The organism is Fictibacillus sp. B-59209 (genome assembly GCF_036216745.1).
GTDB classification, from domain to species: Bacteria; Bacillota; Bacilli; order Bacillales; family Fictibacillaceae; genus Fictibacillus_C; species Fictibacillus_C marinisediminis.
Genome location: NZ_JARMMC010000008.1, coordinates 311769 through 328732, shown reverse-complemented (window position 1 = coordinate 328732; position 16964 = coordinate 311769). Strand labels below are relative to the sequence as shown.

19 protein-coding genes and 1 riboswitch are annotated in these 16964 nt (G+C 42.8%); of the genes, 13 read left to right on the top strand and 6 right to left on the bottom strand.

All coding sequences use genetic code 11. From position 1 onward, the window contains the following. Positions 1–115: 115 nt before the first annotated feature. Positions 116–355, bottom strand: a complete 240-nt coding sequence (locus P4361_RS07050) for a hypothetical protein (protein WP_053354920.1) — start codon at positions 353–355, stop codon at positions 116–118. Positions 356–593: 238 nt separating this feature from the next. Here P4361_RS07050 and P4361_RS07045 point away from each other — a divergent pair, with 238 nt between their 5' ends. From P4361_RS07045 to trhA, 6 genes are all read left to right on the top strand, one after another. Further along, positions 594–1019, top strand: a complete 426-nt coding sequence (locus P4361_RS07045; RefSeq protein ID WP_265407920.1) for an organic hydroperoxide resistance protein — start codon at positions 594–596, stop codon at positions 1017–1019. Between the two features lie 398 nt (positions 1020–1417). Beyond that, on the top strand, positions 1418–2146 hold the full coding sequence (locus P4361_RS07040; protein ID WP_091006254.1) for an amino acid ABC transporter ATP-binding protein: 729 nt from the start codon (positions 1418–1420) through the stop codon (positions 2144–2146). Positions 2147–2214: 68 nt separating this feature from the next. After that, positions 2215–2964, top strand: coding sequence for a glutamate ABC transporter substrate-binding protein (locus tag P4361_RS07035; RefSeq protein ID WP_425590235.1), 750 nt, complete (start codon positions 2215–2217; stop codon positions 2962–2964). A 62-nt stretch (positions 2965–3026) separates the two neighbouring features. Beyond that, entirely contained in the window at positions 3027–3680 is a 654-nt protein-coding gene (locus P4361_RS07030) for an amino acid ABC transporter permease (RefSeq protein ID WP_062231126.1), read from the top strand. 14 nt (positions 3681–3694) lie between these two features. Next, a complete protein-coding gene (locus P4361_RS07025; RefSeq protein WP_062231123.1) occupies positions 3695–4408 on the top strand; it encodes an amino acid ABC transporter permease in 714 nt (237 codons plus the stop codon). A 106-nt stretch (positions 4409–4514) separates the two neighbouring features. Then, complete coding sequence (gene trhA, locus P4361_RS07020) at positions 4515–5156, top strand: PAQR family membrane homeostasis protein TrhA (RefSeq protein ID WP_053354927.1); 642 nt, start codon at positions 4515–4517, stop codon at positions 5154–5156. A 38-nt stretch (positions 5157–5194) separates the two neighbouring features. On the opposite strand, the gene P4361_RS07015 is transcribed toward trhA, so the two are convergent. Next, positions 5195–5668 carry a GNAT family N-acetyltransferase gene (locus P4361_RS07015; RefSeq protein WP_328088754.1) on the bottom strand — a complete coding sequence of 158 codons (474 nt, stop codon included), beginning with the start codon at positions 5666–5668 and terminating at the stop codon, positions 5195–5197. Between the two features lie 134 nt (positions 5669–5802). On the opposite strand from P4361_RS07015, the gene P4361_RS07010 reads away from it, so the two are divergent. The 5 genes from P4361_RS07010 (at position 5803) to P4361_RS06990 (ending at position 11927) form a co-directional block, all read left to right on the top strand. Then, complete coding sequence (locus P4361_RS07010) at positions 5803–7299, top strand: HD domain-containing phosphohydrolase (RefSeq protein ID WP_328088753.1); 1497 nt, start codon at positions 5803–5805, stop codon at positions 7297–7299. A 43-nt stretch (positions 7300–7342) separates the two neighbouring features. Next, complete coding sequence (locus P4361_RS07005; RefSeq protein WP_328088752.1) at positions 7343–8104, top strand: YdcF family protein; 762 nt, start codon at positions 7343–7345, stop codon at positions 8102–8104. A gap of 111 nt (positions 8105–8215) precedes the next feature. Further along, positions 8216–9730 (top strand): spore germination protein, encoded by a 1515-nt coding sequence (locus tag P4361_RS07000; RefSeq protein WP_328088751.1) that lies wholly within the window; start codon positions 8216–8218, stop codon positions 9728–9730. Between the two features lie 24 nt (positions 9731–9754). Then, positions 9755–10852: a GerAB/ArcD/ProY family transporter gene (locus P4361_RS06995; RefSeq protein WP_328088750.1), complete on the top strand. Its 1098-nt coding sequence runs from the start codon at positions 9755–9757 to the stop codon at positions 10850–10852. Further along, positions 10845–11927, top strand: a complete 1083-nt coding sequence (locus tag P4361_RS06990; RefSeq protein ID WP_328088749.1) for a Ger(x)C family spore germination protein — start codon at positions 10845–10847, stop codon at positions 11925–11927. The genes P4361_RS06995 and P4361_RS06990 overlap by 8 nt, the downstream gene beginning before the upstream one ends. 187 nt (positions 11928–12114) lie before the next feature. On the opposite strand, the gene P4361_RS06985 is transcribed toward P4361_RS06990, so the two are convergent. Next, on the bottom strand, positions 12115–12480 hold the full coding sequence (locus tag P4361_RS06985; RefSeq protein WP_328088748.1) for a helix-turn-helix domain-containing protein: 366 nt from the start codon (positions 12478–12480) through the stop codon (positions 12115–12117). Between the two features lie 136 nt (positions 12481–12616). On the opposite strand from P4361_RS06985, the gene P4361_RS06980 reads away from it, so the two are divergent. Together P4361_RS06980 and P4361_RS06975 are read left to right on the top strand one after the other, a co-directional pair. Then, the gene (locus P4361_RS06980; RefSeq protein ID WP_053354935.1) at positions 12617–12913 is read left to right on the top strand and encodes a hypothetical protein; all 297 of its coding nucleotides are present in this window, start codon (positions 12617–12619) and stop codon (positions 12911–12913) included. A gap of 204 nt (positions 12914–13117) precedes the next feature. After that, a complete protein-coding gene (locus P4361_RS06975; protein ID WP_375162185.1) occupies positions 13118–14131 on the top strand; it encodes an NlpC/P60 family protein in 1014 nt (337 codons plus the stop codon). A gap of 48 nt (positions 14132–14179) precedes the next feature. Here the strand turns inward: P4361_RS06975 and P4361_RS06970 are convergent, their stop codons facing one another. The 3 genes from P4361_RS06970 to P4361_RS06960 form a co-directional block, all read right to left on the bottom strand. After that, complete coding sequence (locus tag P4361_RS06970; RefSeq protein WP_328088746.1) at positions 14180–15517, bottom strand: 5'-deoxyadenosine deaminase; 1338 nt, start codon at positions 15515–15517, stop codon at positions 14180–14182. Positions 15518–15543: 26 nt separating this feature from the next. Further along, positions 15544–15646: riboswitch (purine riboswitch) on the bottom strand. Then, complete coding sequence (locus P4361_RS06965) at positions 15645–16268, bottom strand: DUF1989 domain-containing protein (RefSeq protein ID WP_256225441.1); 624 nt, start codon at positions 16266–16268, stop codon at positions 15645–15647. It overlaps the preceding riboswitch by 2 nt. Before the next feature lie 11 nt (positions 16269–16279). Next, positions 16280–16963: a cyclase family protein gene (locus P4361_RS06960; protein WP_256225440.1), complete on the bottom strand. Its 684-nt coding sequence runs from the start codon at positions 16961–16963 to the stop codon at positions 16280–16282. Position 16964: the final 1 nt, after the last annotated feature.

Genomic DNA, 16964 nt, shown 5'->3' with positions numbered 1-16964 from the left:
TAGAGGAAGGCAGTACGCTCAAAGTGAATCGCCACACGTAAAACACGAAAAAGCAATCCAGTATATTTAACCGGATTGCTTTTTTTATATTCCTCTTTCATTACTGCCAAGAGCCTCAGATTTTATTTTTCTCTACAAATAATATAACATCCTCCAGTTCGTCAAACACCCGTGAGCCAACGATCTCTGTTTCTTCATCATAGAATGTGGATTGAAAAAATCCGCTGTCGCCTTGAGGAACATAACGGATTCGTACCAAATCATCCTTTACACCCGGTAAATCTGTTTTTTGCTTAAATTCAAACTCTCTCTCCGGATTTCCCATCAGAGCCATAATCTGCTCTTTCACTTCCATGCCATTCCCTCCAGCTATGTATTTAGATTAATAATTTCCTAAATAGATCTTTATTAAACTTTTTGGGTTTTTGGTACCTTGTTTGGTGACAGGCACTGTAATTACACAAGTGTGTAAATGCGGTGCCTGGCACCACCTCCTAAATTTTAAAGGTTTAAAAATAGTGATAAAAGATAATGTTTAGGTGTATAGCTATTTTGGGACAGATATTGTCACCTTATACAAGGAGTGATTTACAATGGATCAAGGTTTATACACAGCAAAAGCTACCGCACAAGGCGGAAGAGATGGCAGAGTTTCAAGCAAAGACGGGAAACTTGATTTAAAGCTCAGCATGCCAAAAGAGCTCCAGGGGTCCGGCGGTGAAGGAACAAACCCTGAACAGCTGTTTGCCTGCGGTTATGCTGCCTGTTATCAAAGCGCACTGCAGATTGTTGCCGGCAAACAGAAAGTTGATGTTTCAGACAGCAAAGTTACAGCTAACGTGACGATCGGCAAAGATTCTTCAAACGGCGGATTTAAGCTTGCAGTCGTCCTGGAGGTTTCTATTCCGGGCCAGGATCAGGAAAATGTTCAGAAGCTCGCAGATGAAGCTCATCAAGTATGTCCGTATTCCAAAGCGACACGAGGCAACATTGATGTAGAGATTAAAGCTGTCCAATAAAGAAACATCCAGCTGGTTCCTCAGTCTTTTGAGGAGCCAGTTTTTTGTAGTTTCTGTTAAAGCATATTGTTGATTTTCATTCCTAATGGACCTTGCATACTGATGCTTAAGAGAGACCCTCAAGTCTTTAACTCCAATAATAAAGGGGTGATAGCTGGCGATGATAAGAAGGCGGTTCAAACTCTCCATCCCCTTCCCTCCAATGATTTTAAGGATCCCACCTCTCAAATATTTCGTAAAAAAACAATTAAAAAGTAAATTTAAAAAGGAATTTTGTTACAGATAGTCGAATAATAGAATTTTAGCCGGAAAATTTGCAATACATAAACACTTTGTATCGGGTAAAACTTCAGGTCTTTAGAAACCTGAGTTTTAATACATAACAAAGGGGGATTGGTTTGATATCTTTTCGTCATGTTAATAAGCACTTCGGCGATTTTCAGGTTCTGAATGATATTAACCTGGAGATTAAAGAAGGGGAAGTTGTTGTTGTCGTCGGTCCATCGGGGTCGGGAAAGAGTACATTGCTCCGGTGTATCAACCGGCTCGAAACAATTACTGACGGAGATCTCACCGTCAACAAAAATGCAGTAAACAGCAAGGAAACAAATATTAATGATCTACGCAAAAACATTGGCATGGTATTTCAGCATTTTAATCTTTATCCACATATGACCGTGCTTGAAAACATCACACTCGCACCAAAAAAGGCATTAGGGATCTCACCTTCAGAAGCCAAAAAAACGGCGATGTTCTACCTTGAAAAAGTTGGGATTCCAGACAAAGCTGATTCCTATCCATCCCAGCTCTCAGGAGGACAGCAGCAGCGAGTGGCCATCGCCAGGGGCCTCGCATTAAAACCGAATATCATGTTGTTCGATGAGCCAACCTCTGCCCTTGATCCCGAAATGATTGGTGAGGTTCTGGATGTTATGAAAACACTCGCAAAGGACGGGATGACCATGGTGGTCGTCACTCATGAGATGGGATTCGCCCGTGAAGTGGCTAACCGGGTCGTGTTTATGGATCACGGCAGAATACTTGAAGACAGTGAACCTTTAGCATTTTTCTCCAATCCAAAAGAAGACCGTGCAAAATTATTTTTAAGCAGAGTTCTAAACCATTAAAGGAGATGAGACATTTGAAAAACAAGAAATGCTGGTTGTTGGCTATTATTCTGGTACTCGTAATCAGCATGCTCTCAGCATGCGGAAGCGACAAGACAGGCGGAGAATCAAAAGATACACTATCTGCCATCAAAAAACGCGGTAAACTGGTGGTTGGTGTAAAATATGATACCAATCTTTTCGGTTACAAGGATCCTTCCAGCGGAAAAGTAGAAGGCTTCGATATTGATATTGCAAAAGCACTTGCCAAAAAAATCTTTGGTGACGAAAAAAAGCTTGAACTAAAAGAAGTTACATCAAAGACACGTGTACAAATGCTGAAAAACGGTGACATTGACGCGATTATTGCCACAATGACTATTACAGAGGACCGTAAAAAGGAAGTTAACTTCTCTGATGTCTACTTTAAAGCAGGCCAGTCGCTGCTCGTGAAAAAAGGAAGTAAAATCCAGGGTATTGATGATGTGAAGAAAGGCACAAAGGTGTTGGCTGTAAAAGGCTCCACTTCTGTTCAAAACATCAAAGACAAATCTCCTGATTCCCAGGTACTCGAGTTTGAAAACTATGCTGAAGCCTTTACCGCGTTAAAAGCTGGGAAAGGTGATGCATTAACAACAGATAACTCGATTCTATACGGGATGGCTGACCAGGATTCGAACTATCAATTGGTAGGACAGCCATTTACCGATGAGCCATATGGAATCGCTTTGAATAAAGGCGATGACAAGTTCACAAAGTACGTGAATAAATTCCTTAAAGAGCTTAAGGACAGCGGTGAATATGACAAAATCAAGAGCAAATGGATAAAAGAACAATAATGATTTTTGTGATGGATGGGCAGCTTTGCCCATCTATCCTTCTTTCGTAAAGGAGGGAATTCATGCTAGACTTCACCATACTGATCGACAACTTTGACACCTATCTTGATGGCTTTGTCAACACCCTGAAAGCAAGCCTTCTTGCTTTGGTCTGCAGCTTTATTCTTGGTGTGATCTTCGCTGTTATGCGGATCTCTCCGTTAAAGATTTTTCAGATCATCGGAACAGCTTTTGTGGAATTTGTCCGAAATATTCCTCTCATCTTGATCCTGTTTATCTTTTATTATGGATTGCCGAGTTTAGGCATGAAGCTTAGCGGTTTTCAAGCGGGAACCATTGCTCTTTCCATCTATACAGCGGCATTTATTGCAGAAGCGATCCGCGCGGGTATTTTATCCGTGGATAAGGGTCAAATGGAAGCTGGCCGTTCATCAGGCTTGACGTACATCCAAACGATGAGATACATCATACTTCCTCAGGCCATTAAAATCGTTATTCCTCCGCTTGGCAATCAGTTCATTAATCTGGTGAAAAACTCTTCCATCCTTGGCGTTGTTGCAGGATTGGATTTAATGTACTTTGGAGATTCCATCTCTTCATCTACGTATGTTGTATTTGACGTCTATATTTTTGTGGCGATGTTCTATCTTGTTCTAACTATTCCACTCAGCTTATTCGTCGGTTATCTTGAACGGCGTCTTGCTGTGAGCGGATAAGGAGGAGACGCACAATGGATTTTATCGGTGCTTATTCCGCAGGAAATCTGCTCTTTTTGCTAAAAGGTTTGATGACTACACTTTTCGTTGCCTTCATCGCTATTGTTTTCAGTTTTATTTTCGGTAGTATCTTAGGAATCTTGCGCTATGCAAAGATACCGGTTCTATCAAAGGTCGTTGCCGTATGTGTTGAAACAATACGGAATCTGCCTTTGCTGCTGATTATCTTTTTCACATTTTTCGCCTTGCCTGAAGTCGGCATTAAAATGAGCGTTATGATGGCTGCCGTATCAGCTCTTATTATCTTTGAATCTGCCATGCTATCAGAGATTGTCCGAAGCGGATTAAACTCCATCGAAAAAGGACAGATTGAAGCTGCCCGATCCTCCGGCCTCACCTACATTCAGACGATGCAGCACATCATATTGCCTCAGGCCTTAAGAAGAATGGTTCCGCCGATTGTCAGTCAGTTTATCTCTCTTTTAAAAGACACCTCTCTTGCTGTTGTCATCTCGCTTCCTGAGCTGCTGCATAATGCGCAAATCGTGAATGGTAAAAACGTAAATTACGTGATTCCCACTTTTTTACTCATTGCATTCATCTACTTTCTCGTTAACTATTCATTATCATTGCTCGCAAGAAGGCTTGAAACGAAAGAACGGAGCAACCGGAAATCAACAGGAAAAACATTGCCGATTCAGCAGCAGGCCGGCAGTGAACCGATGTAAATAACGAAGAAAAGAGCTCAGTTGCCATGGGCTCTTTTTTCTATGTTAAAATAAGTGAAACTTAATGTCGGTCTTAGTGCAGGATACTATATAAGGGGTGAAAAAAATGAATGCATTTACGTATACAAAACGTGAGGAAATTATCAATGCCATCACCCATGGCATCGGAGCGGTTTTCAGTATTATTGCTTTAACCCTACTTGTTGTTTTTGCCAGCGCACAAGGGACACCGCTTCACATCACATGCTTTGCTGTTTTCGGCGGATCCATGCTGCTTCTCTATACTTCTTCAACCCTCGTTCACAGCTTTCCTGAGGGAAAGGTCAAAGATATTTTTGAGATCATGGACCACTCAGCCATCTATATCTTTATTGCGGGTTCTTATACACCGATTCTATTAATTGTGGTAAAGGGAGCTCTTGGCTGGGCATTGTTTGGAACCGTTTGGGGGATCGCCTTGGCGGGTGTGGCGTTTAAAATCTTTTTCACGAAGCGCTTCGTCATTCTCTCAACAATCGGCTATATTCTTATGGGGTGGCTGATTATATTCGCTTTTAACCGTGTGGTCGTCACTCTTCCTGAGCAAGGTCTTGCCTGGCTGATCGGCGGAGGAATTATGTACACGGTCGGGGCCGTTTTTTACGTATGGCGTAAGTTCCCTTTCAACCATGCAATCTGGCATCTCTTCGTACTAGCTGGAAGTGCCTCTCATTTTATGCTTATGTTCTATATTCTCAAGCTTTCATAAGCTGAAGACGCTGAACCGTATGTGTCAGCGTCTTCTTTTTATTTTTCGCGCATTACAGAACGAGGAGGCTGCTCCTCTCTTTTCATTTCTTTTTTCATATATTTCTCCGCTTCAACCGGCTGAAACCCGTATTGGCTGTAGAGTCCATGGGCATCCTTTGTCACAAGAAGCATTCCTCGTACCTCCTGCAGTTCTTTATGGGAAGTAATCGTCTCAATCAGCCATTTGGAAAGTCCTTTTCCGCGATGCGGATCCAGGATAAATACATCGCAAACATAAGCTGTCGCCACATAATCTGTTACGATCCTCGCAAAACCAACCTGTGTCTGATCATCGCCATTCTTCTCATAGACTCCAAAACAAAGAGAATGATCTACCGCTTTTTGAACCCTTTCTCGGGTAATGCCTTGTGCCCAATAGGATTCCTTTGTTAAATACTCGTGAATCAGATCAATATTGAGACTCTTCTTATCCATTGAAATAACGTATGATTCTTTCGTCCATTCCTCCATGAATTCCCCTCCTGATTTTTTGGTGCCTGGCACCAGCATTTTTCCTCAAAATATAACAAAATTAGACTTTTTTACCATTGTTATCAATGTTATTCTAGATATAGTGACTTAAGTCCTTTGGAAAGAGGTGTGAAATGGACTTTTATCGTCATTTTCAAAGAATGCTTCTAAGAAATTATCTCATAGGATCACTTATCGCAGTCATTGGAGTTGGGGGTTTTTTTGTCTTTTCGACTCTCCACTTTTCTACCTTTGAAAAATGGATGATCTCAGGGATCCTAGCTTTGTCTTTTTTCATCATGTGTTTTATTGAATACCGTGCTTTCTCCCGTCACATCAAGCCGATCTACCGGGCGTTTTACAAATCGAACCCATCGATCCGCACGTTGACGAACGGATTTGTTCAAGCTCACCGTTTTCCTTTGCTGACGGTAAAACGGATCATGGGGCCTCACTTTCTTGGACTATCAGTTCCAGCAATCATTTTAGTGACCGCAGCCATTTACTTTGGTTTTCTCAACATGCCCTATATGTACCTGTTCATGGGCGGTCTGGGGGCCGTTATCGTAGCTGGAATGCATGCCATTGTTGAATTTTATTTAACAACGAGTGCCGTGAAACCGATCATTGAAGAACTCAGGAATCGGGCGGTCGAACTGCACGGAGATTCTCTGTCCCAAAACAACAGAGTGTTTGTTTCGATTCAGCGAAAAATTCAGCTAAGCACCATTTTTATTGGAACATTTCCTGTACTCTTGTTCGCTCTTGCCAACCAGGTCAAATTATATGAACAGGCAGCCTCCATCACGAGGTCATACTGGAGCTGGGCGATCTTCATTCTGTTGCTTGGCATGCTTTTTGCTTTTTTCGGGACGTACCTGATCTACAAAGATTTGCTCGCTCCGATGAAGAACCTTCAAACGGCCATGGAAGAAGTACAGCTTGGAAACAGCCAATTTTTGCTGGACAACACGTATTCTGATGAATTTTCAAGGCTTGTTTCAGGGTTTAATCATATGAGTTCTTCCATCCGCGACCGGGAAGAAATGAACCACCAGCTTCTGGACAGCTTTTTTGCCGTCATGGCAGCCACAATGGATGCACGTGACCCGTATACTGCCGGACATTCACAGCGGGTTGCCGAGTATTCGGTTCAGATTGGTGAGAAAGCAGGCCTTAGTATGGATGAACTATCTACACTAAAAAAAGCAGCCCTCCTCCATGACATTGGAAAAATTGGTATCCCCGATCATATTCTATTAAAAGACGGAAAATTGGACGATATCGAGTTCAGCTACATTAAAAAACATCCGGTGGTTGGTTTTTCAATCTTATCTCAGGTTCAGCCGAAGGAAGCTATGGAGCCACTTCTTCCCGGCGTGAAATACCATCATGAACGCTATGATGGAAAAGGCTATCCAGAAGGGCTTTCTGGTGATGACATTCCCTTCTTCGGAAGGATAATTGCAGTAGCAGACGCTTATGACGCCATGACATCAGACCGGCCTTATCGGAAAGGCATGAGCAGAGACAAGGCAGTCGCCATTCTGCTTGACGGCAAGGGTACACAGTGGGATCCAGCATTAGTTCCTCTATTAGTTGAGGAACTGAAGCTTTCTTCCGTGTCTTAATGAAACAACGGCTATAACTTACCACAAAAAATCAGGAGTTATTATGCGATTACTATTTTTTCTTATCAGCTTGATCGGAATCATCTATTCTTTTTTCGTGATAGCGATCACCAGATTAGACACTGGCGCTCTCGCTATACTGTTCGTTTCTCTCTTGTTACTGGCAATAGCTATTGTCTTCCATCCACTCAAAAAGCAGTGGAGAAAAAACAAGAAATTCCGGATTTTCACAGTTTCAACGGTATCCATTGCCCTGATTATTGCCATGCTGCTTGAAGGGCTGATTCTTACTTCCATCAAAGATGAACATCCCGCAAATATTGATTATGTACTCATTTTAGGAGCCGGGATCAAGGATGGTACGCCTTCAAGAGTGCTGAAAGAGCGGCTGAACAAAGCCGCATTGTACCTTCACAAACATCCCGGTGTTAAAGCTGCCGTAAGCGGAGGACTGACCGTCGGCGAGAGTAAGACAGAAGCAGAAGTCATGGGGAGGTATTTAAAAAACAAAGGAGTTCCTTCAACCTCGATTGTTTATGAAAACAAAGCAACAAGCACTTATGAAAATATAAAGTTCTCAAGAAATCTGATGAAAAAATATCTACCTGCCGGAAAACACCAGCGAGTGCTGATCATCTCCAGTGATTTTCATCTCCACCGTTCGAAATGCCTGGCAGAAGGATTGGGTTTAAAAGCATTCGGACAAGGATCTTCTGTCCCATTGTCCGTCACCCCTCAGGTACATGTACGTGAGATTCTTGCACTCGCCAAATACTATGTCTTTGATAAGGATTATTTTAAATGATCAGCACCCTTTTCCAGGGTGCTTTTTCTTATGCCGAAATTGAATAGAGACATCATCTATTGGAATGATATACAAATAAACACATGAATCTACTCTTGGATGGAGGCAGCTATGTTCGGTAAACGGCAGAAGAAAAAAGAAAAAGCAGCGAGTAAGCCTTCCGGACAAAGTGGAAGCCAGCTTACCATTAAACAATTACTGGATAAATGCAAGGCTTCACAAGACTTTGTATCCTTTACAAAAAGCGATCAGCATCCATTTACCATTTCCTATTACAAAAGTATGGTAAACCCGGATCTTGTTCATCGTGATTTAATACCCTATTTGACCCGCTGTTCATCAATGTCTCTCAAACAGCTGGCTTCAGAAATCCCGGTGGAGAACATCGAGCATACTAAGGATATTCAAAAAATAAAAGATAGTGTATTAACCGGTTCGATAATGGTGCAGCCAGACCCTAAAAAGGCCGACTGTCTGTTAGTTCCTGCGGCAACTGCTGAGAAGCGCCAGATCTCTGTTCCTGAAACTGAATTCAGCGTTGTAGGGCCGAAGGAAGCGTTTGTTGAGGCGATTGAAGTCAACATCAATATGATTCGAAAAAGACTGCCAATCCCTGAACTTCATGTAAAAGAAGTCAAAGTAGGAAAGCTCTCGAAAACAAGGGTAACGATTCTTTATATTGACGGCATAGCCAGCCAGGAGAATGTTAACACCCTGTTGCAGCGGGTTTCGGACATTGAATACGATCACATTTTAGACAGTAGCTATGTTCTTCAGATGATATCAGACAACCAGAATTCTCCATTTCCCCAGTTGATCAACACAGAGCGTCCTGACCGTGTGGCAGCTGTTTTAGCCGAAGGAAAAGTTGCTTTACTCGTTGATGGTTCACCGAGTGCTCTGACAGGCCCTACTACGCTTGTAGAATTTTTCTCGGCCTTTGAAGATTACTTCCTGTCATGGCATGTCGCTTCCGTTTTCCGGATGCTCCGTTTGCTGGGAGTTCTGTTTTCCGTGCTGTCCACACCACTTTACGTTGCTGTTCTCACGTTTCACTATGAAATGATCCCAACCGATCTTCTTGGTACTTTGATAGCTTCCCGCTCCGGCATACCGTTTCCGCCGATCGTAGAAGCGATCATCTTGGAGTTATCCATCGAATTGCTTCGTGAAGCCGGGGCACGCCTCCCTTCCAAAGTCGGGCAGACCATCGGTATCGTTGGCGGTATCGTTATTGGAACCGCTGCGGTACAGGCCGGATTAACGAGCAACGTTCTATTAATCATCGTTGCCCTTGCTGCACTGGCCTCCTTTACGACGCCAGTTTATCAGATGAGCAACACGATCCGCCTGATCCGCTTTCCTTTTCTGGTCTTTGCACAATTTTGGGGACTGCTTGGAGTTTCCATCTGTTTTGCCTTTGTAATGGGCCATATGCTTCGACTTACCTCGCTTGGCAGGCCCTATATGGCTCCCCTTTATCCTTTAAGGATGGTTGATCTTAAAGATGCATTCATCCGCCTGCCATTCAACCTCCAGAAATCGCGTCCCATGCAAATGAGGCCTGCAGATCCGGCACGAATAAATTATGAAAGAGCGAATCAAAAGAACGACATTGAAGAATAATTCAACAGAACGAAGGTGAAGAACATGAACATCCATCCGCCAGAAAATAAACAGGTATCTCCCTATTTTACCTTTTACCTTGTATCCACCATGCAGATTGGTGTCGGGGTTTTGGGGTTTCAGCGATACATCGCCAAATCCGCGGGCCATGATGCATGGATGACTGTGATTTTCAGCGGCATACTGATCCATCTACTTGTCTGGATGATCTATAAGATGTTAAAACGCAGCGATGGGGACATTATCGCCGTTCATAATGATGTGCTTGGCAAATGGATAGGCGGTCTATTAAGTTCTATATTCATGATTTATTCTGCACTTTTGGCGCTCACTGTCCTGAGAACGTATATAGAGGTCATTCAAGTTTGGATGTTTCCCCACATCAACACATGGGGAATCTCGTTTATTTTTTCGCTGCTGGTCTATTATTTTGTCAGCGGCGGATTCAGGATGATAACAGCTGTCGCATTCTTTAGTGTGCTGATTGGAACCCCTCTCGTCTTTTTAAAATTCTTTGCGATAAAGGATGCTCATATCTATAATATTCTTCCTTTGTTTGATCACTCGCTGATCGACTATTTTGTCGGTACGAAGGCAATGACCCTTAATTACCTGGGCTTTGAAATGCTTTTCTTTTATTATCCTTTTATCAAAAATCCCGAGACCTCCCACAAATGGTCTCAATGGGGCGTATTATTCACGATCGTCATTTATACCATTACAGCGGTAGTATCGTTTTCCTACTACAGTCAAGGCCAATTAAAGCATACGATCTGGGCTACACTTACAATCTGGAAAATCGTTGAATTCCCTTTTGTTGAGCGTTTTGAATATATCGGAATCTCGATGTGGCTGTTTATTGTCCTGCCAAACATATGTATCGCTATCTGGTGTGTGACACGGGGAGGCAAACGGCTATTTTCCGTAAAACAAAAACACTCTCTAATCATCATCGTCATTCTTGTATTTATCGGAACATTATTATTTAAAGATCGTCAGCAGATTGACCAGCTGAACAATTGGGTTTCTATAGTAGGTTATTATTTCATTTATTTTTACATTCCACTTCTCTTCCTGCTTCAGTTGCTGATTTACAAAGTGAGGCAACGAAAAAATGAATAAGATCAAACTTGTATTTTTAATTGTGCTTCTGCTTGCTGCTGGTTGTACTCCACAAAAACAAGTACTGGAGGATATTCAGCTCATCGGAGTGGTCGGGTATGATTATGTTGATGGAAAGAAATTTGAAGCTACTGTAGCTGTTCCTATTACAACCGGAGGAACTCAGCAGGCGACTTTATCGAGCATAACTTTTTCTGAAAAATCGCATTCGAGTAAAAACATTCGACAGGTCCTTCAAGCAGAATCACCTCGGCCTTTTGCGACGGGCCGAGTTGCGGTCATCTTGTTTAATGAAGAGCTTGCGAGCCGCGGAATTACAAAAATTATTGATTCCCTGCAGCGGGATCCTTCAGTGGGAAGAAATATTTATGTGGCTGTTGCAAAAGGAAAAACAAAGGACATATTAAACAAGCAGTACCCGGTTGGAGAAATCGTTCCCGTTTATTTAAAACGAATGATCGAACAAAATATGGAGCTGACACTCCCTAGGGCAAACTTTCACCACTTTAACTACAGCTATTACGGAAAAGGCAGTGATCCTTTTATGCCGCTGATCGATATGAAACATGGCCATATTCGGATCGCCGGTGTTGCGTTGTTTGATCATTCCAAATACGTTGATCATATCAGCTTTAACGATGCCTTTATTTTCAAGCTCATGTACCAAAATTTCCAGCAGGGATCCCATGAATTCAAATTTGGAAAAAACAATTATCTTAACCTTGAAAACCTGAACTCCACGGTAAATTATGATATCGATCATGGCAATACAAATCCGGTGATAAACATGAAAATTCATATCACCGGCAAAATCAACGATGCAGCCGGCACTCCGCTTTATCAGAAAAAAACCATTGATATGATCGAAAAAACAATCAAAAAGCAAACCGAACATCAAGCCAAAGCGATGGTAAGGAGGTTTCAGAAAGATGAGATTGATCCTCTCGGATTAGGAGACAGAGCCAGAAGCCAGTCCAGGCATTTCAATTTTAAAGACTGGGAAACAAAATACCCTGATGTCCCTGTCCATATTAAAGTTAACATTCGAGTCACCCAAGGCGGCATTGTGGAATAAGAAAAAGCGTCAGTCCGGCTTTAGCCATCTGCTGACGCTTTTTTGCTGCTGCTTAACGTGTAAGGATATCCATCTAGCTGTGTTACAGATATTGGACTATCCATTACAAGCTCAATCGGAAAGATTTTTGCCTGCTTATTAGAAACAAGCCATGAACTGATCTCGGCAGAGTTTAGAAGCGCTTAATTTAAGATAAACCTGCCTCACTGATTTCTTCTTCAAACTCATGTCCTACTTTTTCCTGATGAGTTTTCCCCCAATTTTCCATCATACGCAAAGTCTCCTCAAGATCTTTACCGTATGGTGTAAGGGAATAAACCACCTTTGGAGGCACCTGGGGATATACGGTTCTTGTGATCAGCCCGTCTTCTTCCAGTTCCCGGAGCTGTTGCGTCAGCACTTTCGGCGTGACAGCAAAAAGCTTCGCCTTTAATTCCCCAAAGCGAAAGTCTTTCTCCTGAAGCAGACAAAGAATTACGCCTTTCCATTTCCCGCAAACCACATCCAACGTTACCTCAATAGGATGAAAATATTTTTTCTTCCTTTCCTTCATTAAACCCAATCCCCCTGCTACAGTTAGTTTTTCATAGTATCAAAAATGTAACTATCTATCTTAAAAGTACATACTATTTAAATTACCTATGTCCCATTATACTTAGTATAGAACAGATTCCACGAAAGGAAAATGTATGAAAACAGAAAAAAAACAAGTTACAGTAAACCTGATAGGTAAAGGCGATCAAACTCTCATCCATCCAGATGATTTTCATACAGTTGTCCAGTTATTACAGTCAGCCGTCGAAGAAGGTTTAGCAAAACAGATTGAACACTTTCAAGACATTTTGGCATTTCGAACTACAGCTACAGGTGTCGGAGAAACCATCCTCAGTATGAATAAAAAGACCAACGAAATTCTTTTTTTCGCTCCATATCCTTTTAAAATCCTTGCTGACAGCCTGAAAATAAATATCTCTTACCATAAATAATCCTTGGGATGCAGGGATTTTTTAATACCTGCCTTTTTTACTGAAGAGCTATGTTTTCGGCAGCCATTATAGTGACCATTCTCCCAGTACCCTTAAATCAGTTTAATGACTTTTGAACGAAATTTTCTTCATAAAAAGGAAACAAAACGGCTTAAACGGAACTTTTTATTATCAAACTAAAGGAGGAGCAAGAATATGAAGTACATAAAAAAATGGACAGGTACGGTTTTAACTGCCGGTCTGGTTTTCTCAATGTTTGCCGGTACGGCACAGGCCGCCAAACCTTCCCAGTCACATGATTTATCACCTGCCACGGCCTATGTAGATGTTGCTGCTGCGACATTGTGGACGAAACCGGCAGAAACAAGGCCTTTAGATGAGCCATCCTTAAGCAACCCCGTAGATCTAAGAAAATGGACGACGAGTATGACCTATGAAGAGAAGCTTTGGCTTGTTGGACCTCTGGAAACCCAAGCATTATACGGAAACAAGGTAACGATAACGGACGAGCAGGGAGACTGGGTAAAAGTAGCTGTTGATGGTCAGCCAACCCCTCGACTCGAAGCAGGATACCCAGGCTGGATGCCAAAATCACAGCTGGTGTACAACAAAAAATTTGCCAAAGAAGAGAACAAGCCTTTCGCCTTGATCAAAAGTCCAACAGCATGGCTGTACAAGGAAAAATCATTGAAGCATAATGATCTTGAATTAAGCTACAATACCAGGCTGCCTGTTCACAAAATAAAAGGTTCCTCTGTTGGCGTGCTTACACCAGAAGGAAAGACAAGATATCTTGATCGCAAGGATGTTCAAGTCTATCTCTCAGAAGACTCAATTCCGGTACCAACCGGTGAGGACCTTGTAAATGAAGGCAAGAAATTCCTGGGGCTGCCTTATTTATGGGCCGGTGCTTCCGGATTTGGATTCGACTGCTCCGGATTTACCCATACGCTCTATAAAGCAGCAGGAATTACAATCCCACGGGATTCTGGACCCCAATCCCGAGCTGGTACACCCGTTGCAAAAGAAGACTTGAAAAAGGGAGATCTTCTCTTCTTCGCCTATAATTCAGGAAAAGGAAGCGTTCACCATGTAGGAATGTATGCAGGTGACGGCATGATGATCCATTCTCCAAACTCAAGCACAACTGTAAGAATTGATAAAATTGAAGGGATTTACGCACAGGAATTTGCAGGGGCAAGAAGGTACCTTCCTTAAAACATGGATGAAAGCACACGGAGCAATGTTCCGCGTGCTTTTTCTTGTTTACATAAAAGCGGCTTCAATCCGTTTCATCAGACGGCCGATGCATCTATTCGTTTCGTGAAGGACCACATTCTTATCCATGTTCTTCAATATGCGGTTCTCCATCACCATTTCTCCATCAATAATCGTCGTTTCGACGTCGGCCCGAGTGGCCGAATAGACGATACGAGAGATCGTATCTACACCATAAGAGGGATACATATGAAAATCATTCAGGTTTAAAATAGCAAGATCCGCCTTTTTTCCAACCTCAAGGCTGCCGATCTCATGATCCATTCCTACTGCCCGGGCTCCTCCGATGGTCGCCATCCGGAATACGGTTTTAGCATTCATGGCTGTAGGCCCATGGACTGGCTTTTGAATCAGCGCTGCAAGCCTCATTTCATTCAACATGTCCAAATTGTTATTACAGGGTGCACCGTCTGCACCCAAGCTGAGATGAATTCCTTGCTGCAGCATGTCTGGCACTTCGGCGATTCCTGAGGAAAGCTTCAGGTTTGACCCTGGACAATGGCTTACTTTCACCTTCCGCTTTTTTATAATGTTCTTTTCCTCATCATCAAGCCAAACACAATGTGCCAGAATCAGCCTCTCATTGGCAAGCCCGATATGGTCAAGATAAACCACATTACGCATTCCGGTTTCCTGTTCTACCAGTGCGATCTCACCACGATTTTCCGCTGCATGGGTGTGAACACAAACACCATGGCGGCCTGAAAGTTTCTGAACTTCGGTAAGCAGCTCCTCCGTACAGGAAACCACAAAGCGTGGACAGAAGGCATATTGTATCCTTCCATTCTCTTTTCCATGCCACTTCTCAAGCAGGTCGACGCTTTGCTGAAGAGATTTTGACGTGCTCTCCTGCAATCCGATTGGAACTTCTTCCCCTTTATCCATCATCACTTTACCGGAAAGTGCACGAATACCGCCCTTCGCAATAGCCTGAAACGCAAAATCCGTATGATTAACGGTCTCCATATCCACGATCGTAGTGGTACCGCTCTGAATCAGTTCTCCAATTCCAAGCATGGCCGAATAATAAAGGGATTCTTCATCATGGGATGCTTCGAGCGGCCAGATTTTCTGTTTCAGCCAATCCATTAGTTCCAGATCATCTGCTTGTCCTCTGAACAAGGATTGGCACAGATGGATATGCGTTTGAATAAACCCGGGGATGATGGTTCTGTTTGTAGCATCTATGGTTTTATCCGCCTGATAATCAAGGCTTAAGCCAATATCAGTTATGCGGTTGTTTTCAATGTAAAGATCTCCTTGAACGATCTCTTCCTGTGCATTCATCGTTACAATTTCTGCATTTTTTATAAGTATCGATGGCATGGATATCCTCCTTTTCTTTATAACAGAAAAGAAAAGAACGATTTCATAGCATGGAGAATTTAAGGTTCTCCGGTAGATACTTTCGATCCATATTATCGAAACTATATGAAATCTTTCTAGTTTTCTATCAGCGCGTTTTATTTAAAACTTGCAGCTTTAAAGAAGTAACCGAAAAGCCGTTTACGGGTGCCATGTCCTGCGAACACGTGGAACAGGCGATCACCACATCCTCCAGCGCCTTTAAACGAACGAAATCCCCCGGCTTCGACAGCGGCTCTGCGATCACATAGTCGCCTTCTTCATCAAGCACATTGTTCATGAACCAGTTGATTGGATCCGGGACAGGCAGATGACCTAAAGAATAGGTTTCTAATGCTCTATTAAGATTATCATGGCAGTTCGGATGATCTTCAAGATGGAAATCTACTTTATATCGGTAATAATCGCATGCCGGAAAAAAGAAATCGTGCTTTCCTACCGTGTCCTGCAAAAGCTGCATGAGCGGCCGGCGCCGGTTGCTGTAAAGAAAATCTCCTTCTTTCAGGCGGATGCTGCTTAAGCTTGCCCTCATGTGGACGGGTGAGACATGTTCGTTATGATCCTTGAGAGAAAAACAGACAAAGTCACCGACCTGTTTTCCTTCCATGTCAATAATCACGAGTTCTTCCCCTGCTTTTACAAGCATGCTTCTTGCTTCATACGGCGGAATAATAATTTCTTCTTTAATACGGTATTTGTGATCGATCGGCATACTTCTCCCCCTTATTCAATGAATACTGCAACCGCTCGAACTGGGGATCCCGTCCCTTTTCGTATTCTCAACGGCAGTCCGAAATACAGAAAACGCATACCGGCAACCTGATCAAGATTGCATAGATTTTCAGTATTGGTTATGCCAAATTCCTTGCAGATCAGATGGCCGGAGTAATCCGGATCAAGCGGGTTATCGATAGCCGGGGAATCGATCCCGATATTGACTACTCCTTTTTCAGCAAGCCACCGTGCTCCGCTGTAATCTAAACCGGAATAGCGTGTCAGCCATTCCTCCGTCCCATAAGCTCTGTTGTAGTGGCCAGTATATAACAGGCAGATGTCTCCTTTTTGCAAAATCTGGCCGGAAGCGTCCAGCGCGTTTTCCAGCTCCTGCGGAGTAATATACTCTTCTGGATGAACATGAGACAAGTCCAGACATACGGCGGGCCCGTAAAAGAATTCCAGCGGCATCTCATCGATGAATTTTCCATTGGGGTCATACTCATACGTGGCATCGCTGTGGGTAGGGCCGTGTTCATTGATCAAAAGATTGTTGGTCGCGAACGGAAATCCGATCTTCTTCATGCTTTCTTCATGAGATATGTTTGGAAAGATCATTGTCTTTTGATGCAGCGGAAAAACAGGCATACCCTGATAGATTTCCTGTGACAAGTCTACAAGTTTCACACCCATA

What these genes read in the sequence shown, in the direction of transcription:
- P4361_RS07005 (WP_328088752.1), top strand. Translation starts at nt 7,343, where the DNA reads ATGCGATTACTATTTTTTCTTATCAGCTTGATCGGAATCATCTATTCT.
- P4361_RS06985 (WP_328088748.1), bottom strand. Translation starts at nt 12,480, where the DNA reads ATGAAGGAAAGGAAGAAAAAATATTTTCATCCTATTGAGGTAACGTTG.
- P4361_RS07015 (WP_328088754.1), bottom strand. Translation starts at nt 5,668, where the DNA reads ATGGAGGAATGGACGAAAGAATCATACGTTATTTCAATGGATAAGAAG.
- P4361_RS06960 (WP_256225440.1), bottom strand. Translation starts at nt 16,963, where the DNA reads ATGGGTGTGAAACTTGTAGACTTGTCACAGGAAATCTATCAGGGTATG.
- P4361_RS07030 (WP_062231126.1), top strand. Translation starts at nt 3,027, where the DNA reads ATGCTAGACTTCACCATACTGATCGACAACTTTGACACCTATCTTGAT.
- P4361_RS06970 (WP_328088746.1), bottom strand. Translation starts at nt 15,517, where the DNA reads ATGCCATCGATACTTATAAAAAATGCAGAAATTGTAACGATGAATGCA.
- P4361_RS06995 (WP_328088750.1), top strand. Translation starts at nt 9,755, where the DNA reads ATGAACATCCATCCGCCAGAAAATAAACAGGTATCTCCCTATTTTACC.
- P4361_RS07050 (WP_053354920.1), bottom strand. Translation starts at nt 355, where the DNA reads ATGGAAGTGAAAGAGCAGATTATGGCTCTGATGGGAAATCCGGAGAGA.
- P4361_RS07045 (WP_265407920.1), top strand. Translation starts at nt 594, where the DNA reads ATGGATCAAGGTTTATACACAGCAAAAGCTACCGCACAAGGCGGAAGA.
- P4361_RS06990 (WP_328088749.1), top strand. Translation starts at nt 10,845, where the DNA reads ATGAATAAGATCAAACTTGTATTTTTAATTGTGCTTCTGCTTGCTGCT.
- P4361_RS07010 (WP_328088753.1), top strand. Translation starts at nt 5,803, where the DNA reads ATGGACTTTTATCGTCATTTTCAAAGAATGCTTCTAAGAAATTATCTC.
- P4361_RS06965 (WP_256225441.1), bottom strand. Translation starts at nt 16,268, where the DNA reads ATGCCGATCGATCACAAATACCGTATTAAAGAAGAAATTATTATTCCG.
- P4361_RS07025 (WP_062231123.1), top strand. Translation starts at nt 3,695, where the DNA reads ATGGATTTTATCGGTGCTTATTCCGCAGGAAATCTGCTCTTTTTGCTA.
- P4361_RS06980 (WP_053354935.1), top strand. Translation starts at nt 12,617, where the DNA reads ATGAAAACAGAAAAAAAACAAGTTACAGTAAACCTGATAGGTAAAGGC.
- P4361_RS07000 (WP_328088751.1), top strand. Translation starts at nt 8,216, where the DNA reads ATGTTCGGTAAACGGCAGAAGAAAAAAGAAAAAGCAGCGAGTAAGCCT.
- trhA (WP_053354927.1), top strand. Translation starts at nt 4,515, where the DNA reads ATGAATGCATTTACGTATACAAAACGTGAGGAAATTATCAATGCCATC.
- P4361_RS07035 (WP_425590235.1), top strand. Translation starts at nt 2,215, where the DNA reads ATGCTCTCAGCATGCGGAAGCGACAAGACAGGCGGAGAATCAAAAGAT.